The sequence below is a fragment of the Ruegeria sp. ANG-S4 genome, from assembly GCF_000814005.1.
GTDB lineage: Bacteria > Pseudomonadota > Alphaproteobacteria > Rhodobacterales > Rhodobacteraceae > Ruegeria.
The window spans coordinates 74,891-99,657 of sequence record NZ_JWLK01000006.1 but is presented as its reverse complement, the minus strand read 5'-3'; the positions used below and the strand labels follow the sequence as shown (position 1 = coordinate 99,657).

General features: G+C 55.6%; 26 protein-coding genes, 1 tRNA gene and 1 pseudogene. 18 read left to right on the top strand and 10 right to left on the bottom strand.

What is annotated here, in order from left to right; genetic code table 11:
- Positions 1–108 precede the first annotated feature (108 nt).
- Positions 109–528 carry an Arm DNA-binding domain-containing protein gene (locus RA28_RS18305; RefSeq protein ID WP_193747428.1) on the top strand — a complete coding sequence of 140 codons (420 nt, stop codon included), beginning with the start codon at positions 109–111 and terminating at the stop codon, positions 526–528.
- Between the two features lie 126 nt (positions 529–654).
- On the opposite strand, the pseudogene RA28_RS23155 reads toward RA28_RS18305, so the two are convergent.
- Both RA28_RS23155 and RA28_RS18300 read right to left on the bottom strand, forming a co-directional pair.
- Positions 655–804 (bottom strand): annotated as a pseudogene (locus RA28_RS23155) (HNH endonuclease); the annotation flags it as partial.
- 219 nt (positions 805–1,023) lie between these two features.
- Positions 1,024–1,100 (bottom strand) — tRNA-Met (locus tag RA28_RS18300).
- 268 nt (positions 1,101–1,368) lie between these two features.
- Between RA28_RS18300 and RA28_RS18295 the strand changes: the two genes are divergently transcribed.
- The 8 genes from RA28_RS18295 (at position 1,369) to RA28_RS18260 (ending at position 7,874) form a co-directional block, all read left to right on the top strand.
- Entirely contained in the window at positions 1,369–1,992 is a 624-nt protein-coding gene (locus RA28_RS18295; protein WP_039532004.1) for a LysE family transporter, read from the top strand.
- 335 nt (positions 1,993–2,327) lie between these two features.
- Positions 2,328–2,957 carry an isochorismatase family protein gene (locus RA28_RS18290; protein WP_039532003.1) on the top strand — a complete coding sequence of 210 codons (630 nt, stop codon included), beginning with the start codon at positions 2,328–2,330 and terminating at the stop codon, positions 2,955–2,957.
- Positions 2,958–3,058: 101 nt separating this feature from the next.
- Positions 3,059–3,862, top strand: coding sequence for a PfkB family carbohydrate kinase (locus RA28_RS18285; protein ID WP_193747427.1), 804 nt, complete (start codon positions 3,059–3,061; stop codon positions 3,860–3,862).
- 3 nt (positions 3,863–3,865) lie between these two features.
- On the top strand, positions 3,866–4,933 hold the full coding sequence (locus tag RA28_RS18280; RefSeq protein WP_039532001.1) for a methylglyoxal synthase: 1,068 nt from the start codon (positions 3,866–3,868) through the stop codon (positions 4,931–4,933).
- Between the two features lie 203 nt (positions 4,934–5,136).
- Positions 5,137–5,475: an ArsR/SmtB family transcription factor gene (locus RA28_RS18275; protein ID WP_039531999.1), complete on the top strand. Its 339-nt coding sequence runs from the start codon at positions 5,137–5,139 to the stop codon at positions 5,473–5,475.
- Entirely contained in the window at positions 5,468–5,959 is a 492-nt protein-coding gene (locus RA28_RS18270) for an SRPBCC family protein (RefSeq protein WP_039531997.1), read from the top strand. The genes RA28_RS18275 and RA28_RS18270 overlap by 8 nt, the downstream gene beginning before the upstream one ends.
- Before the next feature lie 12 nt (positions 5,960–5,971).
- Positions 5,972–6,553 carry a dihydrofolate reductase family protein gene (locus RA28_RS18265; protein ID WP_039531996.1) on the top strand — a complete coding sequence of 194 codons (582 nt, stop codon included), beginning with the start codon at positions 5,972–5,974 and terminating at the stop codon, positions 6,551–6,553.
- Positions 6,554–7,109: 556 nt separating this feature from the next.
- On the top strand, positions 7,110–7,874 hold the full coding sequence (locus RA28_RS18260; protein WP_052261516.1) for a caspase family protein: 765 nt from the start codon (positions 7,110–7,112) through the stop codon (positions 7,872–7,874).
- A gap of 170 nt (positions 7,875–8,044) precedes the next feature.
- Here the strand turns inward: RA28_RS18260 and RA28_RS22295 are convergent, their stop codons facing one another.
- Both RA28_RS22295 and RA28_RS18250 read right to left on the bottom strand, forming a co-directional pair.
- The gene (locus tag RA28_RS22295; RefSeq protein ID WP_052261515.1) at positions 8,045–8,812 is read right to left on the bottom strand and encodes a helix-turn-helix transcriptional regulator; all 768 of its coding nucleotides are present in this window, start codon (positions 8,810–8,812) and stop codon (positions 8,045–8,047) included.
- A gap of 434 nt (positions 8,813–9,246) precedes the next feature.
- On the bottom strand, positions 9,247–9,651 hold the full coding sequence (locus tag RA28_RS18250) for a hypothetical protein (protein WP_039531994.1): 405 nt from the start codon (positions 9,649–9,651) through the stop codon (positions 9,247–9,249).
- Positions 9,652–9,895: 244 nt separating this feature from the next.
- Here RA28_RS18250 and RA28_RS18245 point away from each other — a divergent pair, with 244 nt between their 5' ends.
- Complete coding sequence (locus tag RA28_RS18245) at positions 9,896–10,309, top strand: hypothetical protein (RefSeq protein WP_206539640.1); 414 nt, start codon at positions 9,896–9,898, stop codon at positions 10,307–10,309.
- A gap of 421 nt (positions 10,310–10,730) precedes the next feature.
- Here RA28_RS18245 and RA28_RS18235 read toward each other — a convergent pair whose 3' ends face one another.
- Positions 10,731–11,120, bottom strand: a complete 390-nt coding sequence (locus RA28_RS18235; RefSeq protein WP_039531988.1) for a DUF983 domain-containing protein — start codon at positions 11,118–11,120, stop codon at positions 10,731–10,733.
- Between the two features lie 120 nt (positions 11,121–11,240).
- Between RA28_RS18235 and RA28_RS18230 the strand changes: the two genes are divergently transcribed.
- Positions 11,241–12,650, top strand: a complete 1,410-nt coding sequence (locus RA28_RS18230) for an aminotransferase-like domain-containing protein (protein ID WP_241481163.1) — start codon at positions 11,241–11,243, stop codon at positions 12,648–12,650.
- Between the two features lie 178 nt (positions 12,651–12,828).
- Here RA28_RS18230 and RA28_RS18225 read toward each other — a convergent pair whose 3' ends face one another.
- Positions 12,829–13,725 (bottom strand): LysR family transcriptional regulator, encoded by an 897-nt coding sequence (locus tag RA28_RS18225; RefSeq protein WP_039531986.1) that lies wholly within the window; start codon positions 13,723–13,725, stop codon positions 12,829–12,831.
- 160 nt (positions 13,726–13,885) lie between these two features.
- Between RA28_RS18225 and RA28_RS18220 the strand changes: the two genes are divergently transcribed.
- The 5 genes from RA28_RS18220 (at position 13,886) to RA28_RS18200 (ending at position 18,082) form a co-directional block, all read left to right on the top strand.
- Positions 13,886–14,779, top strand: a complete 894-nt coding sequence (locus RA28_RS18220) for an MBL fold metallo-hydrolase (protein WP_039531985.1) — start codon at positions 13,886–13,888, stop codon at positions 14,777–14,779.
- Between the two features lie 24 nt (positions 14,780–14,803).
- On the top strand, positions 14,804–15,373 hold the full coding sequence (locus tag RA28_RS18215) for a carboxymuconolactone decarboxylase family protein (protein ID WP_039531982.1): 570 nt from the start codon (positions 14,804–14,806) through the stop codon (positions 15,371–15,373).
- A gap of 262 nt (positions 15,374–15,635) precedes the next feature.
- Positions 15,636–16,298, top strand: a complete 663-nt coding sequence (locus RA28_RS18210) for a peroxiredoxin-like family protein (RefSeq protein ID WP_039531980.1) — start codon at positions 15,636–15,638, stop codon at positions 16,296–16,298.
- 114 nt (positions 16,299–16,412) lie between these two features.
- The gene (locus RA28_RS22290) at positions 16,413–17,291 is read left to right on the top strand and encodes a peroxiredoxin family protein (RefSeq protein WP_052261514.1); all 879 of its coding nucleotides are present in this window, start codon (positions 16,413–16,415) and stop codon (positions 17,289–17,291) included.
- Between the two features lie 176 nt (positions 17,292–17,467).
- Positions 17,468–18,082, top strand: coding sequence for a LysE family translocator (locus RA28_RS18200; RefSeq protein WP_039531978.1), 615 nt, complete (start codon positions 17,468–17,470; stop codon positions 18,080–18,082).
- A 259-nt stretch (positions 18,083–18,341) separates the two neighbouring features.
- On the opposite strand, the gene RA28_RS18195 is transcribed toward RA28_RS18200, so the two are convergent.
- Positions 18,342–20,624, bottom strand: coding sequence for an adenosylcobalamin-dependent ribonucleoside-diphosphate reductase (locus RA28_RS18195; protein WP_039531977.1), 2,283 nt, complete (start codon positions 20,622–20,624; stop codon positions 18,342–18,344).
- 129 nt (positions 20,625–20,753) lie between these two features.
- Here RA28_RS18195 and RA28_RS18190 point away from each other — a divergent pair, with 129 nt between their 5' ends.
- Entirely contained in the window at positions 20,754–21,185 is a 432-nt protein-coding gene (locus RA28_RS18190; RefSeq protein ID WP_039531975.1) for a DUF1489 family protein, read from the top strand.
- Here the strand turns inward: RA28_RS18190 and hisG are convergent.
- From hisG to hisS, 3 genes are read right to left on the bottom strand one after another with little or no spacing between them, the layout of a single operon-like run.
- On the bottom strand, positions 21,182–21,871 hold the full coding sequence (gene hisG, locus RA28_RS18185; RefSeq protein WP_039531973.1) for an ATP phosphoribosyltransferase: 690 nt from the start codon (positions 21,869–21,871) through the stop codon (positions 21,182–21,184). The genes RA28_RS18190 and hisG overlap by 4 nt on opposite strands.
- Positions 21,868–22,956, bottom strand: a complete 1,089-nt coding sequence (locus tag RA28_RS18180) for an ATP phosphoribosyltransferase regulatory subunit (RefSeq protein WP_039531971.1) — start codon at positions 22,954–22,956, stop codon at positions 21,868–21,870. Before RA28_RS18180 ends, hisG begins: the two co-directional genes overlap by 4 nt.
- A gap of 3 nt (positions 22,957–22,959) precedes the next feature.
- Complete coding sequence (gene hisS, locus RA28_RS18175) at positions 22,960–24,447, bottom strand: histidine--tRNA ligase (RefSeq protein ID WP_039531970.1); 1,488 nt, start codon at positions 24,445–24,447, stop codon at positions 22,960–22,962.
- A 125-nt stretch (positions 24,448–24,572) separates the two neighbouring features.
- On the opposite strand from hisS, the gene RA28_RS18170 reads away from it, so the two are divergent.
- The gene (locus RA28_RS18170; RefSeq protein ID WP_039531968.1) at positions 24,573–24,767 is read left to right on the top strand and encodes a SlyX family protein; all 195 of its coding nucleotides are present in this window, start codon (positions 24,573–24,575) and stop codon (positions 24,765–24,767) included.

Here is a 24,767-nt window from a genome sequence, read left to right as displayed (position 1 = left end):
TACTGGGTTTTTCTGATCCATGGTTGCCGGAGCCCCAAGGAAACTTGGGTGCTGCATCATCTCCAATTGTGGGGGTGAATGTGGGGCCGGTGATGATGGTATATGCACATGAGTAAATTAACAGACCCGAAGATCAAAGCAGCCAAACCGGGCGCGAAGAAGATCAAGATGGCCGATGGGAACGGCCTGACACTGATCGTCCATCCGAAGGGAAGCAAGACGTGGGTTCTGCGCTATCGCGCACACGGTAAGGCCAAGGAAATGACGCTGGGCACGTACCCTGCGACAACCTTGAGAGACGCGCGTGAGCGCGCTCTGGAGCAGAGGAGCATCCTTGAAGACGGCAAGGACCCAGTCCGCGAGGAAGCCCGCGAAAAGGTGCGTGAGCAGTTGGTGGCCAATGATCTATTCGAGACCATTGCAAAGGCTTTCATCAGCAAGCGCACCAAGTGGAGCGACGGCCATCGCGACCGGTTCGTTCAAGCCAAACACACCTGCCTTGCCATCTTTTCGGACTTTCGACTTTGATGATTGATCGTCAAATTGACTTTGGTACTCGGTGCCGCGCTCGAGTTGTTCTTTCAAATGGGTGAGGTCTGGCCCAAGCCCTGATGCAGCTTTGCGAAGTTCTGGAGCGAGGCGAGCCTTAGCTTCGAATGTGGAGCCAAATTGACTGTTGCACTCACTACAGAGGAAGCGGGAGGTGAGGATACCTCCGAGGCTGTCTGGTATCACATGCTCAAGGCTCAGTTCCTCTGAACCTAGGCAGGCGACACACCGTGGATGCTTCCACTCAAGTCTCATTTCTGGTTTCTCAAAATTGGGTATTCGTGGTTCCAATTTGCCGCGTAGTTCCGGTTTCCTCAATGAAATAGCAATCTCGAAGGCAAGTCAGATCACCGACAGTGGCAATGGCGAACCTTGAATACCATTCATACGCGGAATATGTGGGGGTCTATATGGGGTTCTGGCCCCGGTCACCTTTGAAAGGCCCTTTGTTTTAAGGCATTTCATGCGGGATTTTGGTAGCGGAGGAGGGACTTGAACCCCCGACACGCGGATTATGATTCCGCTGCTCTAACCAACTGAGCTACTCCGCCACGAGTGAGAGGCGATGTAAGCGAGGGGGCGTGAGGGGTCAAGAGGAAAAGCACAATTTTGGAGGTCGGCTTTTAGCCGAGACTTGCGCGGCACTCCGGCACCAAGTTAATGGGGCCGTCTTTCCGATGACGATAGGGGTGAACGGACGCTGCGGATCGTGAAATTGGTATTGCCTTGTTCCCATTTCTCTTCGAAACACACGGCTTGTATCGCGCACACAATACCTGTTTAGCTCGTATCGCGCTTGCATCACCTTTGGAGAAATAAATGACGTTCGACCTATGGCTTGTCTATTTGGCCGCTGCGGTCGGATTGTCTCTGACCCCAGGTCCCAATGGGTTGTTGTCCCTGACACATGGCGCCTTTTATGGCTTTCGCCCGACTGTCTCCACCGTGTTGGGTGGCGCGCTCGGGTTCTTCCTGTTGATCGCAGTTTCGTTGGCCGGGTTTGGCACGCTCCTCGCCGCATCGGAACGCGCTTTCCTTATCGCAAAATGGATAGGTGCGGCCTATCTCATCTATCTTGGCATCCGCGTCTGGCGCTCTGCACCGCCTGATTTCGGTTCTGCGACCAGCTTGACGAAGGCGAATGATCTTGGGTCATACAAGATGTTCCAGCAGGGATTTCTGGTGGCCGTTTCCAACCCGAAAGGACTGCTATTTTTTGCCGCGTTCCTACCGCAGTTCATGGTCGCCGGGTCGCCCTTCATGCTGCAACTTGCTGTATTTGGCGGGACATTCGTCCTTGTCGAGATCGTTTACGAACTTTTGCTCGCAGGGTTCGCGCAACGCATTTCTCCTTGGCTTGCCAGAACCGGACAATGGTTCAACAGGATCACCGGTGGCGCATTTGTGGGAATCGGGGCGGCGCTCGCTTCGGCCTCGAAGTAGTACGAGGATCGTTAGAACGGGCTGCGGCTGGGTGTACTTCCCCAACCGCGCAATAGTCGGGGTATTGATCATAGGGCAGATCCCAGGCGCATTTTTTGGAGGCGCATTGGCGATGATCGGCGTGTAGCGATCGCTACAATCAACACGTCCTATGGGCCGTCACAATGGCAAGCAAACTTGTGCAATGTTATGGTCAGCCAAGTTACAGTTGGCGGCGATCAATTGACCTGCAAATACGCCGGAACCTCGCTTTGCACAGGTGAAAGTGGCAAACGAAGATCTCTGGTTTCGTAATTTCAGAATGCCGCCGGCGTAAAGACTGATGGAGGAGCAACGTGACCCAAGAAAACTCTGAGCTCGAAGTCTATGAACGCCAAGGATATGGCCGCAAAAGCGGATTTGGCGAAAGACCCGCACTTGTCGTGGTCGATTTTGTGAATGGGTTTGCCGATCCGGATCAGTTTGGTGGAGGGAACATTCAGGAAGCCATCAATAAATCGGTAAACCTTATCCGTACGGCTAGAACAGCGGAAATCCCTATCGCCTACACGCGCGTCGTATATGCAGATGACCAATCTGATACTGGTGTATTCTGCCTAAAGGCGCCAAACTTGGCAAAACTGACTGAAACGGCACATAGCAGCCAGATAGTCGATCAACTTGCGCCGCATCCGGGCGACTATATCGTAAGAAAACTTCAGCCATCAGCCTTTTTTGGAACCAACTTGTCAGCTTGGCTGATCGGGCAAAGCGTTGACACCGTCATCGTTGCAGGATGCACGACGTCGGGTTGCGTAAGGGCGACCGTAGTCGATTCAATGAGCTACAACTTTAAGACAATCGTCGCTTCTGATTGCGTCGGTGACCGGGCTTTGGCGCCTCACAAGGCAAATTTGTTCGATATGGAACAGAAGAATGCAGACCTGATGACAGAGCGCGAAATATCGGAACGCCTGTTAGGTTGAGCCACCCATGCCTGGGGATGCTGCTTGATGCGGTTTCTACTGGTCAAAGCCGCCAAACCTGCACGGTGTCAACCGACACCGGACCTTATGGAGAGTGTACGTTGTCACGCGTCCTGATCCTGTCGAGCTACGTTGCAATTGGACACGTTGGACTGTCCGCAGGCCAACCCGTGTGCCAAAAGCTGGGTGTAAATGTCACGGCTGTTCCTACCGTGGTTCTTTCAAACCACCCCGGTTGGCCTGATGTTGCACAAGCGCCGATAGAGGCCGAACAGATATTCAGAATGACAGAAGCGCTTTACGCCAACGACTGGTTGGCTGATCACTCGGCAGTTCTGGTAGGTTATATGCCGAGCGCCGCGCACGTTGACGCGGCCGTCGACCTCGTCAGCCGCGCCAAAGCGGAAGCAAACGACATACGAGTCGTCGTTGATCCCATTCTGGGCGACCACCCCGATGGCCTTTACGTTCCTGAGGATGTTGCGACAGCCGTGCGCGACAAGCTATTACCACTTGCTAATGTGACCACCCCTAACCTTTTTGAACTCGAATGGCTTTCAGGGCGGAAATGCCAGAGTCTTGATGACGCAGTACAGGCCGCAAAAACCCTGGGCGTCGACAAAGTGCACGTTACATCAGCGCCATATGGGCCGAATGAAACTGGCATACTGTCTCTGGATGGGCCAAAGGTATCACATTACCAAACGCGCCAATTTCCGGATGTTCCGCATGGTACAGGTGACGCATTCGCCGCAATGATTGCTGCAGGTTTGACAGTTGGTCAGGCGCTGGGCCATGTCTTGGCTTTGGCGCGCTCTTCGCAAGGGCGGCCCCATCTGGAAATTGTGCGAGCGACCGAGGATTGGGTATCCGCGCCGGAAGTCGCAGCATCAAAACGGGAATAAATCATGGCTTTCAACTTCATACTGATGCTGACCGAAAATGACCTTACCATTCCAGATGCGTCGGCTCGGCTGGAAGACGCACTGGAAGCCGGAGCACGCCACATTGGTTTCAAAGATGTGGGTTTGCCATTCGAGGATCTGCACGGTTTGGCGAAATCCATTCGGAATGCTGGTGGTCGCTCATACCTCGAAGTCGTCAGTCTGGATAAAGAAAGCGAAATTGCGTCGGCCCGCGCGGCGGTTGATTTGGATGTTGATTGCCTGTTAGGCGGCACGCGGGCCGCAGAGGTTACGGAAATCACCCGCGATCACCCGCTTCGTTACTTTCCATTTCCGGGTCAGATAACCGGGCATCCCAGCGTACTAGAGGGCTCGGTTGACGACATCGTTGCGTCAGCTCGAAGACTGGCCGATCTGGAGTATGTTCACGGGTTGGATTTGCTGGCCTACCGTTTTTCCGGCGACGTCCCCACGCTTATGCGGCAGGTGGCGCAAGCAGTGACCAAGCCGATAGTCGTCGCCGGCAGCATCGACAGCGAAGATCGCATACGCACGGTCGCGGAATCCGGCGCGCAGGCCTTTACAGTCGGCACCGCTGCATTCTCGGGCGCATTTAAATCAGGCGCGAGCTTCATTGACCAAATCAGATCCCTTTTGGCAATTACCGCCGATGCTCAGGCACTTTCCAGCGCCCCACGAAGACTGGCGTTGGTTGCGCATAATGACCGCAAATCCCATCTGCGCGCCTGGGTTCTAAGGCATCGGAAGGCCCTGGCCGGGCACAGTTTGATTTGCACCGGCGGGACCGGCGCCCTTGTGAAGGACACTTGCCCGGAATTGAACGTCCGGCGCTTGCAACGCGGTTCCAAGGGTGGCGACCAACAACTTGGGGCTCTTGTCGCAACGGGCGAGCTGGATGCGGTGATCTTTTTGGCTGACCCAACAGCGCCCCACGGTAGTGACGTTGACCTGCAAGCTCTTACAAGACTTGCCATAATGCACGACATTCCTATGGCGCTGAGTGGATCCGCCGCCGATTTGATTGTAGCGGCGTTCCTTCCACCTGACTGAACGTGTCAAATGTGCACTTGAGGCGTAAGGCTCGATCTGTGAGTCGGTGGCCCTCATCTGCCTGAACTCGTGCCGTCATGCCCGTTTCCCCGCCACTTGCCGCGCACTCTGACGGTTTGGCAAATCAGGCGAACGGGTAAGCTGCTTTTCCTGTTTTAATTTTACCAGTTGATTAATTAACCAACTAGTTTAATAATGATGTCATGATTGGCGATGAACAACTTGATGCTACCTTCTCCGCATTGGCCCATCCAACGAGGCGCGCGATCCTGGTGCGTTTGGCGCAAGGCTCTGCCACGGTGAATGAACTGGCAGAACCGTTCGATGCGACATTGCCCGCAATCTCAAAACACATCCGGGTGCTTGAAGCCGCCGGATTGGTCACACGTGGCAAGGAAGCCCAGTTCCGACCCTGTGCCTTGGACACAAAACCTTTGGAGGCCGTTGCAAGCTGGACCGACCAATACCGCTTTATCTGGGAGGCACGTTTCGACGCCATGGACAGACTTCTGAATGGAATGAAGGGAACGCCCAATGAATGAGGAATACAAATGGGTGAAGATCGAGCGCGAGTTTGATGCCCCGATTGAGACTATATGGGACATGTGGACTGACCCGGCTTTGTTTCGGGCATGGTACGGACCCCGCGGTATGTCCGTTCCACTGGCAGAAATGGATGTTGTTGTTGGTGGCACGCGCAAGGTCTGTATGGAAATGACCTCGGCCGAGCGCCCCATGAAAATGTGGTTCACTGGCGTTTACAAGGAAGTCACCCGGCCAAATCGCCTCGTTTATACCGAGAGTATTTGTGACGAGGATGGAACCCTTATCCCGCCACAGGCGATGGGTATGCCGGATGACTTTCCTGACATCACCGAGATCATTGTTGAACTCTCGGAAGTGAACGGGAAGACTCTGATGACCATGGTCCATATCGGCGTCGAAGATGGCACAGCCGGCGCCGGTGGCTGGAACCAGGCCTTTGACAAGCTTGGCGAGCATCTTGCTTCCCTGCACGGCGATTGACTGGCGGATCACATGCGACAGCTTGCCGTTCTGACATTCGTGACGCTCGACGGAGTGATGCAATCCCCAAGTATGCCGGAAGAAGACCCATCCGGTGGATTTCAACACGGTGGCTGGGCCGCGCCGTATTGGGACAGCGTCATGGAGCAGGTCCAGCGCCATGCCATGTCCGATCCCTATGATATGGTCTTTGGCCGCAAGACCTATGACCTCTTTGCAGGCCACTGGCCGAACGCACCAAGCTCCGCTCTTGCAGACCGCATCAATGCGGCACGAAAATTCGTTGCGACCTCGCAGCCTGACAGCTTGTACTGGCGAAACGCGCTGCCGATCAACGGTAACGTAACAGACGAAATATCGACGTTAAAGGCGCAGGATGGGCCTCTGTTGCAGGTGCACGGCAGCTCCCGCCTGATACAAGCTCTTCTTGCTCATGGTCTTATCGACGAGTTCCGCCTGTGGGTTTTTCCTGAGGTTGTAGGCGGCGGCAAACGTCTTTTTGAGAACGGCAGCCCGCCATGCCAACTGCATCTCACCAGGCTTGAGCACTGCAAAAATGGTGCAACCATGCAATTCTATCGGCCTGTAAAGTGACATTCCCAACGCAGTAGAACCTCCTTGATCGTCCAATCTTTGTCAGCGACCATTGCGTTGGATAGTCTCGATCCAAAGCGAACACGCAAGCGGCTAGTCTTGCAGATGCGGCGGCGTGCAAAAAAGAGAGCAAATCTTATCTGATCAGTGCCGTCGAACCCGCCCAAAACAGACCCATCGGATGAAACAAATTTAAAATGCCCTAACCCGGAACAGGAAATGGCGCACAGGGCCAGTTTGACTGAACGCGCTGCGACGTTTTCGGGCTGCAACTACCGCCGAAAGTGGCAGGCGAAACTCAGCCGTGCGCTTGGGGACGCGATCTAACCGCTCGCCAAAGCCTAATGTTTCCGATGGGCGCCCAGCAGACGAAAGAGGACCCTTTAAACGTGGCTTTGGAACTCTAGCTTTTTGGGCGCAACCGCCGTTTGAAAGCAGAGTATGGATTTCCGGTCTTGATTTACCGCTCTACTTGATTGAATGGACCAGCAACAGAAGGCGGCTGCGAAAATGCAGTCGATCCACAACCTTGGATCAATAAACCCTGGAGGTTAAATTGACTCGTTTTTTTGCAGCATTTTACATCGTCACCGCCCTGTTTGCCGGACCGGCAGCCGCGCATGAACGATTTGCCCTGGTGATAGGGAATGCGGGATATACCAATGTGCCAGCGCTCGACAATCCTGTGAATGATGCGCTCTTGATGAGCGACGAACTGCAAAAGGTTGGCTTTTCAGTCACGACGCTGACGGACGCGAGCCGCGCCGAGATGATGCAGGAAGTTGAGGCCTTTGCCAGTAAGGTGCGTGCGGCGGGCTCGGAAGCGCTGTCCGTGTTTTACTTCGCGGGACATGGCGTACGTAGTGATGATTTTAACTACCTTTTGCCGCTGAGTGTGGACATTCAGTCCGAAGCTGACATTGCGGGCGAAGCCGTCCCGGCTGAATGGGTTCTGGATCGCATTCACACGCCACAGGCCGTCAGCGTCATGATATTGGATGCTTGCCGCGACAATCCATTTGGCAGCCAATCAGACGTCATCGTGGATGTCGGCGACGGGCTTGCGCGCATGACCGCGCGAACGAACAACCTGATCGCCTATGCCACAGGACCCGGTGAAGTCGCACTGGACGGGACCGGAACCAACAGCCCTTACACGGCGGCGATTGCGCGTGCGATCGGCACCTCGGGGCTGTCTTTGGATCAATTGTTTGATCAGGTGCGCTCGGATGTGATCGACGAAACGGATGGCGCCCAGTCCCCTTGGGCGCGGTCGTCGTTGAACATTCGGATTGGCATGAAAGACCCAAACGCGAATTGACCGGGGGGGTCACGCCGTAAATGACACCAGCGACAAGGTAAGCTGGAAACGGATTTTCACCACAACGGTCAACGGCTTCTCAGAAATGCTGCTAATTCGGTCATCCGGGCCGTCCGCCGCAGAATCCGTTCTGTACCGGTCGTAAGGTACTTCGCTTGCGAAAGCGCCGCTTACGGCGCTATAACGCCATAAATCAACGCCCTTGAAACGGCATGCGCCCGGTTCCGGGCGTTCAACCTCTTCGCCGCATTCTTAACGTGGAGCTCCACCGTCTTGTCCGACAGTGAAAGCTTAAAGGCGATCTCTTTGTTTGTAAGTCCAGCAGCCACCCAGAGCAGACACTCCTTTTCTCGTGTAGAAAGGGGGAAGAATTGGCGCATCATGTCGCCCTCCTGCACGCGAGAGTGAAAAAGCATGGCAGCGCTTTCAACAAATGGCGTTGCGCGCGCGACAATTTCGTCCCCCTGCTGTTCACTGCAGGCCTCGAAACAAACTCCGGTCCCGCCCAGTTTCCAATTTGAAGCATCTCGAACAGGAATGGTAATTCCATAGTCCATTCCAAAATCTTTCATTGAGTTTTGAAAGAAATCGGATTTTTTCGTCTGGAACTTTTTAGCGCGTGGGTCACGCCATGAAATTGGCCGCTGATCCTCAGTTAACGCGTATTGCGCAAAGGGATCATGGTCAATGTATCCTTCATCAAGATAAAGTCTGTTGAACTCCTCGCTATGGGATGACATTGCGACAACTTCGGATGCAATTGAACGACCCACCGTCTTTGGGAAAAACCCGTAGACCGCACTTTTTGCCCCAAGCTGAGCCAGCGCATCAGAATAGTGTGACCAAGCCAAATCGACCGTCGCCGCATTCGTCAGCTTCTCCGAAAAGTCCAGAAGACGGTTTGACCGCTCTCTGTCGATAAAAGTCAATCGATTCATAAATTACTGGTTTGTTAACAAATAGTTCGCACATCATTTTCGCCGACATGATTTCGACTTGTCAATGCAGTCGCGAAGCTGGCCACCGCCAAAGACATGGACGAAGCGACGACCGGCTTCGACCAAAGCGCGCCAGATCGCGCAATCCGATTCAGAAAATGAGAGATCAAAAGCAGCGCACAAGTCTCTTTCACGAAAGTTCATGGTTGTTTTTCTTCTTAAACCCCAGAAACGCCAATCCGCGGACCGTGTCTTACGTTTTTCTTGATTTGCGGATTCGGGCCGTTTTATCGGCTTCACTTAGCTCAGACAAAGTTATGGAAAAAGTGATGGCCGGGACCGCGAGGAACAGAACGCGAGATGGGATTTCCTCACTAATTCCTGCAACTGGACAGTGTTTTTGCAGGTGCGCACGGGCAAGTGAACCCGAAAGGTCAGCGGGTCATATCCGACAGAACGCTCTTTGATTTCATCTGGCTGAAGATGAGAAATAGCGGAACGATGATCCCGATGGCGGCCACGTATTGCAAAAAGGTGAACCAAATCCCGAAGCCGGTGGTAGATCGCCGCACGTTTATAAAACCAGCGCCTACAAAAAGAACGAGAGTTGTGATCTTCAGAGTCAGCGCATTTGAGGGGCTATAGGAATTTGGGTACGCCGGATCATTCATCAAAGCGCTGAAAAGAAAGGTTCCCAAACTCAATACAACCAAGAGGAATGTCCAGTTGAGCACCAAGCCGAATCCATAGACTTCCCGTGCTTTTTTGGACTGGTTCATAAGAACAAAAATCGACCCTAAAATGAAACCGATGAATAGTACAATGCCGAGGGCTTCCATAAAACGTATACTCCTAACCAACGCTACTCGCATGGACGCGACCAAGTTCACGAAATTCTGACTCTTGCCAGATTGACATCCGGGACTTCGCGATGAAGTTGATCAAAAAGACGGAGCAAATAAATATAGGAGTTTCCCTATATTGCAGGAACTCACTTCGCGCTCGAACATAGCCGGGAACAGCCAAATTTGAAGCGAGCCAAGATTATCAAATGCTTGTTTGGCGAAGACGCATTTGCTTAGCTTGAACTGGTCATTTCTTTACGAGGATATTGTTATGCTGAATTCAAAAAGAGCGTTTTTGGGCGGGTTGGCTTTCATTGCGGCAACTGGCTCCGGGGCGTCCGCTCAAGACATTAGTCAGGGGGCGTATCAAGGCGTCACAGAATACAACACCAGTGTCGCGGTGACGATCGAAGCCAAGCGCGCGTCTATCACAGCATCAGCCAATGGTTGTTTGGGATTCGTTGAAGGGCGGCTTGCGCGCAATTCTACCGATCAACTCTTTTTGGTTGATGATCTCTACAATGAATCACAATGCGCGATAGCAATCATTCCGGAAAGCTCTACAAGCTTTCGGACAATTGAAGGACCGGAATGCAGTTACCATCACGGCGCGGGTTGCGATTTCAACGCCCTTGTTCACCTTCAGCAGTGACTAAGTTCATGATTCACATTTGGGCTGCCGGTCCATCGTTTTGGACATGCAGTTCAAATCGTTTGCGGTGGATGCGGACGTTGGTTCAAAAACCGGCATCAACCATCTTGGGTTCGCTCCGATCGCTGTACGATTGATTGACATCATCCGCTGGCTTGCCCTTCCCAGATACGTTTGGCGACATTTCCAATGCGCAATCCCCAAGGGATGTGTGGCGGCGTTGTCCTGGCAATTGGCTGCCGCGCTCCCGCGGAATTCTGCACATGCCAGACAAGTTTTGCGCCGGAATCTAACTCGGTCGCTCGGGTGATTTAGACTTTCCAGTAACAACGACGGGAACCCCACGAAAAACTGGAATGACCGATCTCAATTGGTCCGCCTTTCACATCTGGCAGGGTAGTTTTAGTGACGTGCAGTTTGACTAAAACCCATGCATCCGGTTGGCCCATTGATAGCCGACAATCAACCCTTTCATCACGGGCAGAAGCGTCAAAGCGCCAATGATCGCGATGACCGACATGCTGAGTGCCAAGACCCAGGGTTCTGGCCTCCAAGTCACCCAGGCGATGTGCAACGCGAACCCCATAAGGTGGCCGACGATCAAGATCGTAAGATAAGCCGGACCATCATCAGCCCGCTGATGGCTCAGATCCAAACCGCAATTCGGACATTCATCGTTTACCTTGATATAGCTGTGCAGCAGCCTGCCCTCCCCACACTTGGGGCATTTCAGACGCATCCCATTCATGATCGCGGGTTTGATGGGGCGTTCTTCGCTGTCGTCGTGGGCGTCAATTGCAAGTTCGGACATCTGTGATCTCCTTCGGTTGCGCCTCAGATAGTTCATCTTCAGACATAATGCAATCAATATACCATCAATATGGTCTCAGGTGCGACAATATGTTGAAATTCGCCTGTAACAAGGATAAAGGTGACAGACACAATCTTCTATATTGAATGGAATGATGCCTTGAAGTCATGGACGCCGAATCTGCGCGACGACGGGAAACCACTCTATGTCCAGATCGCGGAAGCGATCAGACATGATGTAGAGACAGGTGTGCTTGATGCAGGTGACAGGCTTCCGCCTCAACGCAGCGTCGCCAAACTTGTTGGCTTGGATTTCACAACCGTGTCACGCGGATACTCTGAAGCCGCAAAGCGAGGGTACATCGATACCTTTGTTGGGCGAGGGTCGTTTATCCGAAAGCATGAAGAAATATCAGAAAAAGCAGACCCGCGCCGCGCGCTGGAAGAAGATCCGAACATGAACATGCCCCCGGAGCCAGATGATCCGGCTCTGGTGGCCCGTATGGAACAAGGCCTCACACATGTTGCTGCGAACCTTGTTCCTTTGCTTCGCTACCAATCCATTATTGGCAGCCGGCAGGACCGGGAAACCGCGGCGCGCTGGATGAACATCAACGGTATCGACGTTACAGCGGACCAATTGGCAATCACACCTGGCGCACATGCCAGTTTGCTGTCGATCCTGACATTGCTCACTAAGCCCGGAGACACCGTGATCTGTGAGCGTGTGACCTATCCCGGTATTCGTGCCATAGGCGCTCAACTTGGCATCCGGCTAATTGGCGTGAGATCAGACGACAGCGGTATTCTTCCTGATGATCTGGATGCCGCTATCCAAGAGCACGCACCTTCCGCTCTTTATCTGAACCCGACGCTGCAAAATCCCCTGACGCTTACAATGCCGATGGAAAGACGTCAGCAGATCGCGTCCGTTTTGGACAAGTATGGTTTGCCTTTGATTGAAGACGACGCTTGTCGTTTTGTGTCGTCGGATGCTCCACCGCCTATCTCACAGAGTATCTCAGAATTGGGGTGGTACATCGCGGGCCTTTCGAAATGTCTGGGCGCTGGTTTGAGGCTGGCACTCACGGTGGTTCCGTCTGGGCTGTCGAAAACCCACTTCACGCGGGCTTTGCAGGCATCGAATGTCATGGCGTCACCGATCACAACAGCTCTGATGGCACGATGGATCGAAGATGGTACAGCTGCGGCGGTGCAAAAGTTCGTCCGCAAAGAGGCGAACCGCAGACAGAATCTTACGGCCAAGATCATGCAGGACCAAGACTTCGTCGGCAGCACCGAAGCCTTCAATATCTGGCTCAAACTGCCCGAAGGATCCAGCCGAACTGACGTGATGAGCCACATGGCCAATCGCCACATCGGGATCATGCCCAGCAATGCCTTTACGGTAACAGGCACACCTGACGAAGCCGTCAGGGTATGCCTTGGGGGGCCGATCTCATTTAATCAATTGGGTGAGGATTTGGAGACGCTCAACTATGCGATCACCCATCAAAATTGGGTTCCCTAGGCTGCCTCTCGGAGCCGAAGTTAATACTTCGTTTATGATGCGGCATCCGGTCGTGTGGGCATGGCGTCGTCCTGTGCGATGTCTCGTATCTATATCATGTGACAGCTTTGGCCGGCATCAGCCGGTAAGCTCTTAAACGCCAGCTTTTCGCAGGACGTCCGAATTGGAAAATCACTTTTCAGAAGCCCGTTCTCCGAATCAATGCTTCTCGCATGTGCTTTGTGAACGCGCGGGCTGACGGCTTTGTATGACGGCCACCGGCCAGTAAGGCGTTCACTTCGACTTCTCCGATTGTCCAATCAGGTAGCAATTGCACCAGAGTCCCCTCCTCCAACTCGTTCCTGCAACTCCAGTACGACGTGCTGACAACCCCTAAGCCGGCGACTGCTGCGGTGGTTGTGCTTTCGTTGACGGAGATCATCAGTTGGCTCTCGACTCGAATGGATTGAATTTTCCCGTCCTTCTCAAAGCTCCAGCCGGTCTTTCCGATACTCGATGGGCCGAGGATGACGTTGTGGTTGACCAAATCGGCAGGCTGCTTCGGAGTGCCGGCTTTCGTCAGATAAGAAGGGGATGCAACCACAACTCTAGGTGTCGAGCCCAGCTTACGCGCAACCATGGTCGAGTCACCCAACGGTCCAAATCGGATGGCGACGTCGATCGCTTCATCAATCAAGTCCTGCATCGAATCCGTCAGGACCAGATCAACTTTGAGTTTGGGATGTTGTGCCAAAAAGGGCGGCAAGGCCGGGATAATCTCGCGCTGTGCAAAACTTGCCGGTGCGCCGACCCGCAGACGACCGCGCAGTTCCCCAGTGCCCCGCACAAAGTGGTTGGCTTCTTCGATATCGGACAGAATCGGTTCGATGCGTGTCAGATACTCCTCGCCCGCTTCCGTCAGTCGAACGGCATGGGTGGAGCGCACAAAAAGCTGAACCCCGAGTTCTTTCTCGAGGTTGGAAATGATGCGGGAGACCGACGGCTGAGACTTGCCAGTTTCTTTACCCGCAGCGGTAAAGCTACCGGTGCGGGCAACCCGCGCGAACAAGCGGAGGGTGGAGAAGCTATCGGACATTTGATTTTCAAATAACAGTTAGACTTTTTTGCAGGCTACCGTCCAGTTTCCTTATGAGCAACATTTGAGCGCAACAACGTGCTCACCCGGAAGATCAAATCCGGAAACTGTGATCGCAAATGCTTTCTGAGAAGGAATAAGCAAGATGATAACCTCACGCATGAGCAGACGGCAGTTTCTCGGCACGTCACTTGCCGGAACGACGCTTGCATTGGCATCGCGCGCGGTTGCTGCAACCCGCATCAATGTGGGTGAAAAACAGATCTATGCCCTGTCCGACGGCTACTTCGATATGCCGGCGAACATGTTTCTGGGAACGCCTGAAAGCCTGAAAGCGCAGATCGGTGATCCCGCGCGGATCGCCGCCAACACCTACGCATATCGGGTCGGGAACCGTACCATCTTGTTCGACGCAGGCGCTGGCACCAGCGACTTCATCACCAAAGCCTTCCCGACAGTGGGCGAGCTTCCCGACGAGCTCGGTTCAGTTGGTATCTCTGCCAAAGACGTAACTGACATCGTGATCACACACATGCACCCGGATCACGTTGGTGGCCTTGCTATCGCTGATCGGATGGCGTTTCCGAACGCTCAGATCCACATCGCGGCTGATGAATGGAACTTCTGGAATGCGAGCGGTTTTGCAACCGGCGCACCGGAACCGATGCGGCCTATGGTAGAGAATGTTCAATCGCTTTCGAATGTCATCGAAAGCAATGTTTCCCTCCATAGTGGATCGGCCAACTTGGGTGACGGCGTGAGTGTCCTGCCCGCGCCAGGTCACACCCCTGGCCATACTGCTATCGTTCTTGATGGTGGTCACGAACAGTTCGTTATTGTTGGTGACCTCACGGTCCACGAAGACGTTCATTTCGCCAATCCGAACTTCGGGTGGGCCTTGGACGTGGATGGTGAGCAGGCTGTGGCGACGCGGATCTCCATGCTCGACATGATCGCCACCGAGGGTCTGACCATGGGCGCGGCACATGTCACCAAGCCCGGCCTGGGCCGTGTCGAACGCAAAGGCTCCGGGTTTCGCTTCCTTCCTCTCTAATCACATTCTCTGAAGGAACATCACATGACGACCTATTCCCAGCATACCGTCGACACTGCACCTGAAGGGTCCAAGCCCATCCTCTCAGCGATCAAACGCAAAATGGGCTTTGTTCCGAACCTGATGGCGACAATGGCGGAATCCCCTGTTCTGGTCGAAAGCTACATGACCATGATGGGTATTTTCGAGAAGACTGATCTGACGCCAACCGAACGCGAGATCATTCTGATGACCAACAATCGCCTGAACGGCTGCACCTATTGCATGGCGGCGCACACAGCCATGTCGAAGATGTCGGGAGTAGATAACAATGTCATCGAGGCGCTGCGCGCAGGCACGCCAATATCGGACCCAAAACTCGAAGCGCTGCGTAACTTCGCTGAGATCATGAACGAGACACGTGGATGGGCCAGCGATGCGCAGGTCAATGCACTGATCAAAGCCGGCTACTCAAAGCAGACCGTTCTGAACGTCATCGCCGGAACCGCCCTCAAGGTTTTGTCGAATTACACGACCCACATTGTGAACCCACCGCTCGACAAAGCTTTTGAGCCGATGGCGTGGACTCCGAAAACCGACGTGGTGGCGGAGTAGTTCAGAGTAAAACCTGCGTTCCGTAGTTTCCGACAGCCTGTAAACAGGCGAGCACGCAAACGCCGCGCTTTTGGCGCGGCGTTTTTTGTGCCGACTGAGTTCTCCGAACAAGCAAGGCACAATCCCGTTCATTCATTTTATGGATAACCGTTACACGAAATGGGCGGCTACCACCTCTTTCTCAACTGACCAATTATTGAAACAGGCGGCGGGAAAACCCCTCAGCCAGCCAGAGAACGTAACTTACGAAGTGGAACACAACATGACTCTCCAAGCCCAACTCGACGACTTCAAAGCACAGTTCAAAACAATGGCCCCTGAAGGCGCCTTTGAAGCTTTTGCCCGTTCGACCCGAGAGTTGATTGACAGCGGCCAATCTGAACGCGCCCTGAAAGCTGGTGACGCGGTGCCCGACTTCGTTCTCACGGATTCAGACCGCAACAATGTCGCGTTGAAAGATCTGCTGGCCAATGGGCCGGTCGTTCTGACCTTTTATCGCGGCGTTTGGTGCCCTTACTGCAACATCGAACTGAAAGCCCTTGAGGCCGTTGCCGAGGACATCCGCTCGCGTGGCGCAACCCTGGTCGCGATCTCGATGCAAGGCGCGGCGGACAGCCGGAAATCCCAGAAAGACAATGATCTGAGCTTCCCGATCCTCACGGATAAAAACGGCGAATTGGCTGAAAAGCTGGGTATTCGCTGGACGCTGCAAGACTACGTCATTCCGGTTCATGACGGTTTTGGAGTCCATCTGCCGCGTATCCACGGAGACGGTCAGTGGAACCTTCCGATGCCCGCACGGTACGTCGTCGATACGGATGGCAAAATCGCCTACGCGGAAGTGAATCCTGACTATACCCGCCGCCCTGAACCTGCGGACCTGTTCCCTGTTCTCGACAGCCTGGCAGCAACGGCCACGGCCTGACTTGAGAGTGCGCCTCGCATTGGGGCGCACGCCGTTCAACTCACTCCCCCCTCGAAAAACTGGCCGAAATGCCGCTGCTTGCAACTCGATTAAAACCTCGAAAGGACCAAGAAAATGAAGGGCAAACTCATCCTCCCGTATATCATGTCGAACCTGCTTTCGGGCGTTGGCTCGGCTGTCATGTTCTACCTATCAGACTTCGATCCGATCTGGATCGGCACGTTCTTTGCCACGTTCACCATGCCATTCTTTCTGATGGTTCTGGCCGGTGCACTGGGCATTTCCCGGACATCCAAGAACCTGCCTGTCATTCAAATTATCAACCTGGCCGCAGTGGTTTGGGTGATCTACCAAATCAGCGCGCGCGGCGGTTTAAACGACACCAGCGAATACGTGGCCGTGGGTCTGGCGCTCTATGGCGCAGTCACAATGCAATGGTACATCCACATCTTCTCGAACTATGGCCGCAAGCCAAGCGCCGCCATTGTTAAGGGCAAAGCGCTGCCAGAGTTACCTCTGCAGCGTTTGGACGAAACCAACACGACCTCCGCGTCCTTTGTCGGCGAAAAAACCCTGCTGGTGTTCTTTCGTGCAAACTGGTGCCCCTTTTGCATGAACCAGCTCAAAGAAGTGAAAGCGAAGGCAGACCAACTGGCCAAGCTAGGCGTGCAAGTAAAGTTCATCTCAAATCAGGGCATCGAAAACTCAAAGAAGCTCGCCAAAAACCTGGACCTGCCAGCGCACTATGAAATCCTCCAGGACAATGAGTTGGCCGCAGCCAAGGCACTGGGTATCGAAGATATGGGTGGCGCTCCATCTGGTATGCCGGGCTACCCTGCCGATACAGTCAAGGCGACTGTCATTGCGCTGGACGAAGACGGAACGGTGATCTTCGGAGACGAGACGGACAATTACCGCATCCGCCCCCATCCCGATACGTTCCTGCATGTCTTCGAACCCCGGGGCAGCGTCCGAGCGTTCTCGGCGGCATGAGAACTTCGACAGCCCGACACCAAGCACCGCGTATCTTTGCGCGGTGCTGTTCCATTCGCGCTCATAGTCACCTTTCTTTGCGATTAATCAAAACCCCACCCGCAGTTCTTGCCGCATGGGAAAAAGCTGGCCTTTGGCCAATGACCGCTTAGGCTGTTTTCCGGAAGGAAGTATTGATGGAACCAAACCTTATTCTGGCGCTAATAGGTGCGACCGCCCTCTTGGTCGCCATTCCCGGGCCGAACGTAGCATTGATTGTTGCAAACACGCTGGCGTACGGCTTCCGCTTCGGCGTGATGACTGTGCTCGGCACCACGATCGGCGTGGCATTGCAACTTGTGGTCATCGTTCTTGGTCTGGCGGCGTTGCTCCAATTTGCGGCTGCCGCGTTTCTTTGGCTGAAATGGATCGGAGTGGCCTATCTTGTCTATCTTGGCGTAAACGCGTGGCGCCGGGGCATCGTTGAGTTCGAAAACCGAGATGCCAAACTCGAACCGCTAAAAACACTCTTTTGGCAAGGACTACTTATCGCCACGATCAATCCAAAGACCTTGATATTCAACGCGGCTTTCCTGCCGCAGTTTGTGGCCGCCGGATCTGGCCTTTCTGCACTGCTTATTACCGCTGTGATTTACTTGGCAGTAGTCATGCTCGGTGATCTCGTATGGGCTGTTTTTGCGCAGACGGCGCGACCTTTATTGACGACCCTCGGACGATTGCGTCACAGGCTGACAGGCCTTCTTTTCTTGGCGTCGGGTATCGGTCTCGCCTTGGCGCGTGTTGACCGATAAACGAAAGCTCTGGACCAGAATTCAGTCGTTAAGTTGTCCACAGTGTTCTGAGTTATTTTTCTTGCAATCAGATAGATGGGCCGCTGCCAGCTTGAACCGGACAGTCAAAATTGGCTGCGCAGACTTCTATCTGCGGGACTACTCTGTTTTTCGTCCATGCACCAAAGTGTTCGCAGAAGCTTGGCGCCAAGAAATGGTAAGTCGGCGTCAACAAGTGTCACCTTTTGTGTCGTTCCGCAGACGGCCCTCTAAACCAATATCACCCGCATTTGGAATGACCGCAACTGCGGCAGGTCATGCAGCCTTCGACCATCACCATGTCGAACTGCCCGCAGGACGGGCACGCCTTGCCGCGTGGGGCGTCCATGTTCACCACCTGCGCCTGCGGGTCGGATTTCAGGCCCATGCCTTCGCCTTCAAGAAAACCGATATTGACCATGTGCTGCTCGATCACGCCGCCGATCGCGGCCAGAATGGACGGAATATACTTGCCCTTGACCCACGCGCCCCCGCGCGGGTCGAATACCGCCTTTAGCTCTTCGACCACAAAGGACACATCTCCGCCGCGCCGGAACACGGCCGAGATCATGCGGGTCAATGCCAGCGTCCAGGCATAATGCTCCATGTTCTTCGAGTTGATGAACACCTCGAACGGACGACGGCGCCCACCAATGAAGATATCGTTGATGGTCAGATAGATCGCGTGTTCGCTATCGGGCCATTTCAACTTGTAGGTTGAACCCTCCAGCGCTTGCGGGCGGTCAAGTGGCTCGGACATATAAACGACCTCGCCCCCGTCGACTTCGTGCGGCGCATCGGCGCTTTCGCCCGGTGCCTTGTCATCGCTTTCGGACACGGTCAGGACCGAACCGGTCACATCGTTGGGCCGATAGGTCGTACACCCTTTGCAGCCCTGATCCCAGGCCTGCATGTAGACATCCTTGAACGCGTCAAAGCTGATATCCTCGGGGCAGTTGATCGTCTTGGAAATCGAACTGTCGATCCATTTCTGCGCCGCCGCCTGCATCCTTACGTGATCGGACGGAGACAAGGTTTGCGCGTTAACGAAATAGTCAGGCAAGTCTTTGTCACCGAACTTGTCGCGCCACATCTGCACCGCGTAGTCTACGACCTCTTCCTCAGTCCGCGATCCATCCTTTTGCAGCACCTTGCGGGTATAGGCATAGGCAAATACCGGCTCGATCCCCGAAGACACGTTCCCGGCATAAAGCGAAATCGTACCCGTCGGCGCGATTGAGGTCAGCAAGGCATTGCGGATACCGTGTTCGCGGATCGCTTCACGCACGTCATCATCCATCTGTTGCATGGTACCGCTGGTCAGATAATTCTCGGCATCGAACAGGGGGAACGCCCCTTTCTCCTTCGCCAAGTCGACCGACGCCAGATACGCGGCGCGGGCGATGGCGTGCAACCAGCGCTCGGTTTGGCGCGCCGCCTCGTCGGAACCATAGCGCAGGCCCAACATCAGCAACGCATCGGCCAGTCCGGTGACACCCAGCCCAATCCTGCGCTTGTCCTGCGCTTCGGCTTCCTGCTCTGCCAGCGGGAACTTTGACGCGTCAACCACGTTGTCCATCATGCGCACGGCAGTCGCGACCAGCTCCTTGAGAGCCGTTTCGTCAAGATGCGCCGCCTCTTCGAACGGCTCCGCCACCAGACGGGCCAGATTGATCGAGCCAAGCAGGCACGCGCCATAAGGCGGCAGAGGCTGTTCGCCACAGGGATTGGTGGCTGCGATGGTTTCCACGTAGCTCAGGTTATTGGCCTGATTGATCCGATCGATGAAGATCACGCCCGGCTCGGCATAATCGTAGGTCGCCTGCATAATCTTGTTCCACAGATCGCGTGCCTGGACGGTGTGATAGACCTTGCCGTCAAACACCAGGTCCCACGGTCCATCTGCCTTGACGGCTTCCATAAACGGGTCAGTGACCAACACGGACATATTGAACATGCGCAAACGGGCCGGATCGGACTTCGCAGTGATGAACTGCTCGATGTCGGGGTGATCGCAGCGCATCGTTGCCATCATCGCCCCGCGGCGCGACCCGGCGGACATGATCGTCCGGCACATCGCGTCCCACACGTCCATGAAGCTCAGCGGGCCGGACGCGTCCGCAGCGACCCCTTTCACATCGGCACCGCGCGGGCGAATGGTGGAAAAGTCGTACCCGATGCCGCCACCCTGCTGCATGGTCAGCGCGGCCTCTTTCAGCATGTCAAAAATACCACCCATGCTGTCCGGGATCGTGCCCATCACGAAGCAGTTGAACAGCGTCACCTGCCGCGCGGTGCCTGCCCCGGCGGTGATACGCCCGGCGGGAAGATATTTGAAATCTTCCAACGCTTCGAAGAACTTATCTTCCCAATGCGCGGGGTCATTCTCGACCCGCGCAAGGTCACGCGCGATACGCCGCCAGCTGTCCTCGACCGTTTGGTCGATGGGCGTTCCATCCGCTTGCTTGAAGCGGTACTTCATGTCCCAGATCTGCTCGGCGATGGGGGCGGCAAAGCGGCTCATTGGTGATTCCCTGACTGAAACGAGATAGGCAGCCTACCCCAGATCACACCTAAACCACAACACCTTGATGACAAGCCTCAGAAGGCTACAATATAGGGACGAACTTCGGGACGACTCTGTGGGCAAGCTGTGGATAAGTACGTAAACCTCATCAAACTTTCGGTCGGGTCGGAAAGCGTCGATACGCTGATCGAGTGGCAAAACAGCCGACGCCCGCTGTATGAGGACGGCTGCCCGCGCCACGTCACCCGGATGTGGCCCAAGCGTGAAGCTGAGATCCTGAATGGCGGGTCGATTTATTGGGTGATCAAGGGCGTCGTTCAATGCCGTCAGCGCATCCTGCGGCTGGACGAAGTGCGTGGCGAGGACGGTATCCGCCGGTGCGCCATCGTGCTGGAGCCTCAGATACACCGCACCCAAAGCGCGCTGAAACGCCCGTTCCAGGGCTGGCGCTATCTGCAGCCCGAGGACACACCCGCCGACCTGCCCAAAGGCCGCAAACAGGACGATGCGCTGCCCGACGATCTCAACAGGGCGCTGGCGGAAATCGGTGTGCTTTAGCCCAGCCGATCCAGTAGCTCATTCAGAACCGCCTTTTCCGCCGGATCGCATTTCGCCACCCGACTGCGCCACAGCGTCGCCTGCGATTGCAGGATCAGCCCGTCTGACAAAATCTTCAAGTGGTTCGCACGCAAGGTTTCACCGGTCGAGGTGATATCGGCAATCGCCTCGGCGCTTTCATTCACCACGGTGCCTTCTGTCGCGCCCTGGCTGTCGACGAGGGTATAATCGGCAACGCCCGCATCGGTCAGGAACTCTCGCACAAGCCGGTGATACTTTGTGGCGATGCGCATACGGTGTCCATGGGTCTTGCGAAACACCGCGGCAGCGGCATCCAAATCGTCCAGCGTATCCACATCTACCCAGCAGGCTGGTGTCGCAATGATCAAATCTGCCTTGCCAAAACCCAGCGGTGCGATCGCCTCGACCTGCTGTTCCCAGCGCGGCAGTTTTTCCTGCACCAGATCGATACCGGTCACGCCCAGATGAATACGTCCCGCCGCCAGTTCGCGCGGCATCTCCCCGGCAGAAAGCAGGATCAGAGAGACCCCGTCGACATCTTCGACCTTACCCGCATATTCCCGGTCCGAGCCGCTGCGCGACAGGGTGATGCCGCGTTTTTCAAACCACGCGAAGGTCTTGTCCATCAACCGGCCCTTCGAGGGCACGCCCAGCTTCAGGCTCATTGCGTCGCCTCCTCGATTTCGAGCATCAGGTCCGGGCGGATCACACCACCAACGGCAGGTATCTCGGCCCCGTCGCCCAACTGCCGGGTCAGCGCGTCATAACGACCGCCTGTTGCGACGGGTGGCAGATCGGGCCGGCCCTCGGCATAAAAGCCAAAGACAAAACCGTCGTAATATTCCATCGACGTCCGGCCATACGCAGCTTCGAAATCCAGCGTAGCCACGTCCACGCCGCGCGCCTGAAGCGCTGCAATCCGTGCCTCAAGCCGATCCAGCGCGGGCGCGATCTGCGGAAGATCAACGGCCACGTCGCGCAACTGCTCCAACGCGAAAGGCATGGTTTCGCGCACGTTCAGCAGTGTTTCCAGCCCGACCAATTCCGTATCTGAAATTGGCGGAGCGGCCCGGTCTTCGCGCAGCGCGTCGATCCGTTCGGCTATCTCGGCCAAGCGGCGCTTGCCGATCATCGGCGCGTCTATCGCCAGCGGATCGGTTGCGTCCAACAGCGCGTCACGGCCCTCCGGCGCTGGTTTGCGCCCCGCAAACCGATCCAGCAAAACGCGGAACCGACGCGGACGCCACAGGTGCCGCATGAGCGCAGCCTTACGGCGGTCGGTTGTCTTTAACCCCGCAACAGCGGCTGTCAGAATTCCGATATCGCCCGTCGCCGCCCGCAACGGCAGGCCACGCAATTGCAGCGCAATCAGCGAAAACACCTCGGCATCCGCCCCGGCGGGATTGTCGCGATCAAAGACCTCATAGCCGACCTGAATGTAGGCATTGGGCCGATCCGGGTCCTGTTCTTGACGGCGGAAGACTTCACCGGAATATGTGTACCGCGCGGGCTCTGCCCCTTCGTGCATGTGCATCTGGACAACGGGCAGCGTGAAATCGGGGCGCAGCATCTGCTCACCACGCAAGGCGTCCGAGGTCACGTAAGCCCGCGCCCGGATGTCCTCACCATAAAGGTCTAGCAGCGTTTCTGCCGGTTGCAGCAAAGGCGTGTCGACCACCTGAGCGCCAGCGGCCTCAAACCGGACACGCATCATCGCTGCCCGCGTCTGTATCTGGGAACGGTTCGGCATGGCTCAGTCCTGAGTGTCCAGAATTTCGCGCACCTTGGCGACCAGATCACCGCGCGGCACTTCGAACTGGCTGGGGCGTTCCTTCCATTCCTCAAGCGTGGCGCTTTCGGCAATCTTTGCGCCTAGGATCAGGTCCTTGATCTGCACGATCCCTTTGGCCTTTTCATCGCCGCCCTCGATCACCGCAATCGGAGAGTTGCGTTTATCCGCGTATTTCAACTGGTTGCCGAAGTTCTTGGGGTTGCCCAGATAAACCTCGGCCCGGATGCCAGCGTTGCGCAGTTCGGCCACCATCGCCTGATAATCAGCCATCCGATCACGATCCATCACGGTTACCACCACGGGGCCTTTTGCCTTCGCACCGATCCGGCCCTTTTCACGCAGCGCGGCCAGTAAGCGGTCAACGCCGATGGAGATACCTGTCGCAGGCACTTCCTGCCCTGTGAAGCGCTTGACCAGATCGTCATAGCGGCCCCCGCCAGCGACAGAACCAAATTGGCGCTTGCGGCCTTTTTCGTCGAGGATGTCGAAGGTCAGCTCGGCCTCGTACACAGGGCCTGTATAGTAGCCGAGACCGCGCACGACCGAGGGGTCAATCTCGATCCGATCCGAACCATAGCCACCTGCCTCTAGCAGAGCACCGATTTGTTCAAGTTCGGCAATGCCATCTGCACCGATCTTGCTGTCACCCACGGCGGCGCGCAAATTGGCAAGCGTCCCTGCTGTGTCAGCGGCTTTTGAGGTCAGAAAGGCAATGACCGGCTCGGCCTGATCCTCGCTTAGACCAACACCGTCGATAAACGCGCCCGAGGCATCCAGACGACCCTTTGTCAGCAACTCTCGCACGCCAGCCTCGCCGACCTTGTCAAACTTGTCGATGGTGCGCAGAACGTTGTCGCGGGCGGTTTGGTCTTCGCCAAGCCCCATCGTTTCAAGCACACCGTTCAGAACCTTGCGGTTGTTGACCCGCACCAGATAGTCACCGCGTGGAATCCCAACGGCTTCCAGCGTATCCGACAACATCGCACAAATCTCGGCATCCGCCGCCATCGAGGCCGTGCCGACAGTATCCGCATCACATTGATAAAACTGGCGATACCGCCCCGGCCCCGGTTTCTCGTTCCGCCAGACCGGACCCATCGCATAGCGGCGATAAGGCGTGGGTAGATCATTACGGTGCTGCGCATAGACGCGGGCCAACGGCGCGGTCAGGTCATAGCGCAGGGCCATCCAATCTCCGTTGCCGCCTTCATCAAACTCCTGCCACGCAAAAACGCCCTCATTCGGGCGATCCACATCGGGCAGGAACTTGCCCAGCGCCTCAACGGTTTCGACCGCGCTGCTCTCCAATGCGTCGAACCCGTACCGATGATAAACGTCCGCAATCGCGCGCAACATCTCGGTGCGCTGCGAGACTTCCTGGCCAAAATAGTCACGGAATCCCTTTGGCGTTACGGCCTTGGGACGGGGCTGTTTCTTGGGCTTGGCCATCTGAGGCGTCCTTCGCGGGTCATCTTCCGCGCGCGGTCTATCCCATGGCCTGCCCTGGGGCAAGGCGCGCTTTCGCTGGCCATGCCATCACCGGGCCGCTATGACCAGCCTGACAGGAGTTTCCCATGCAACATCTGGAAGAACAGATCGCCCATCTGACCCGCACGGTCGAAGAGCTGAACACGGTCGTCACGCGCCAGCAAAGCGAGATCGACCGCCTGACCCGCAGGGTCGAGATGCTGCTGCAGCGCGAGGCGGAGCGGGCCCAAGAAGGATCTGGCGGGGTTGTCCTCGGCGACGAACGCCCGCCGCACTACTAG

Bases quoted from the DNA above. Each gene is read 5' to 3' on its own strand.
- RA28_RS18305 (WP_193747428.1), top strand. From the start codon at position 109: ATGAGTAAATTAACAGACCCGAAGATCAAAGCAGCCAAACCGGGCGCG.
- RA28_RS18295 (WP_039532004.1), top strand. From the start codon at position 1,369: ATGACGTTCGACCTATGGCTTGTCTATTTGGCCGCTGCGGTCGGATTG.
- RA28_RS18280 (WP_039532001.1), top strand. From the start codon at position 3,866: ATGGCTTTCAACTTCATACTGATGCTGACCGAAAATGACCTTACCATT.
- RA28_RS18275 (WP_039531999.1), top strand. From the start codon at position 5,137: ATGATTGGCGATGAACAACTTGATGCTACCTTCTCCGCATTGGCCCAT.
- RA28_RS18270 (WP_039531997.1), top strand. From the start codon at position 5,468: ATGAATGAGGAATACAAATGGGTGAAGATCGAGCGCGAGTTTGATGCC.
- RA28_RS18265 (WP_039531996.1), top strand. From the start codon at position 5,972: ATGCGACAGCTTGCCGTTCTGACATTCGTGACGCTCGACGGAGTGATG.
- RA28_RS22295 (WP_052261515.1), bottom strand. From the start codon at position 8,812: ATGAATCGATTGACTTTTATCGACAGAGAGCGGTCAAACCGTCTTCTG.
- RA28_RS18250 (WP_039531994.1), bottom strand. From the start codon at position 9,651: ATGGAAGCCCTCGGCATTGTACTATTCATCGGTTTCATTTTAGGGTCG.
- RA28_RS18235 (WP_039531988.1), bottom strand. From the start codon at position 11,120: ATGTCCGAACTTGCAATTGACGCCCACGACGACAGCGAAGAACGCCCC.
- RA28_RS18225 (WP_039531986.1), bottom strand. From the start codon at position 13,725: ATGTCCGATAGCTTCTCCACCCTCCGCTTGTTCGCGCGGGTTGCCCGC.
- RA28_RS18220 (WP_039531985.1), top strand. From the start codon at position 13,886: ATGAGCAGACGGCAGTTTCTCGGCACGTCACTTGCCGGAACGACGCTT.
- RA28_RS18215 (WP_039531982.1), top strand. From the start codon at position 14,804: ATGACGACCTATTCCCAGCATACCGTCGACACTGCACCTGAAGGGTCC.
- RA28_RS18210 (WP_039531980.1), top strand. From the start codon at position 15,636: ATGACTCTCCAAGCCCAACTCGACGACTTCAAAGCACAGTTCAAAACA.
- RA28_RS22290 (WP_052261514.1), top strand. From the start codon at position 16,413: ATGAAGGGCAAACTCATCCTCCCGTATATCATGTCGAACCTGCTTTCG.
- RA28_RS18200 (WP_039531978.1), top strand. From the start codon at position 17,468: ATGGAACCAAACCTTATTCTGGCGCTAATAGGTGCGACCGCCCTCTTG.
- RA28_RS18195 (WP_039531977.1), bottom strand. From the start codon at position 20,624: ATGAGCCGCTTTGCCGCCCCCATCGCCGAGCAGATCTGGGACATGAAG.
- hisG (WP_039531973.1), bottom strand. From the start codon at position 21,871: ATGAGCCTGAAGCTGGGCGTGCCCTCGAAGGGCCGGTTGATGGACAAG.
- RA28_RS18180 (WP_039531971.1), bottom strand. From the start codon at position 22,956: ATGCCGAACCGTTCCCAGATACAGACGCGGGCAGCGATGATGCGTGTC.
- hisS (WP_039531970.1), bottom strand. From the start codon at position 24,447: ATGGCCAAGCCCAAGAAACAGCCCCGTCCCAAGGCCGTAACGCCAAAG.
- RA28_RS18170 (WP_039531968.1), top strand. From the start codon at position 24,573: ATGCAACATCTGGAAGAACAGATCGCCCATCTGACCCGCACGGTCGAA.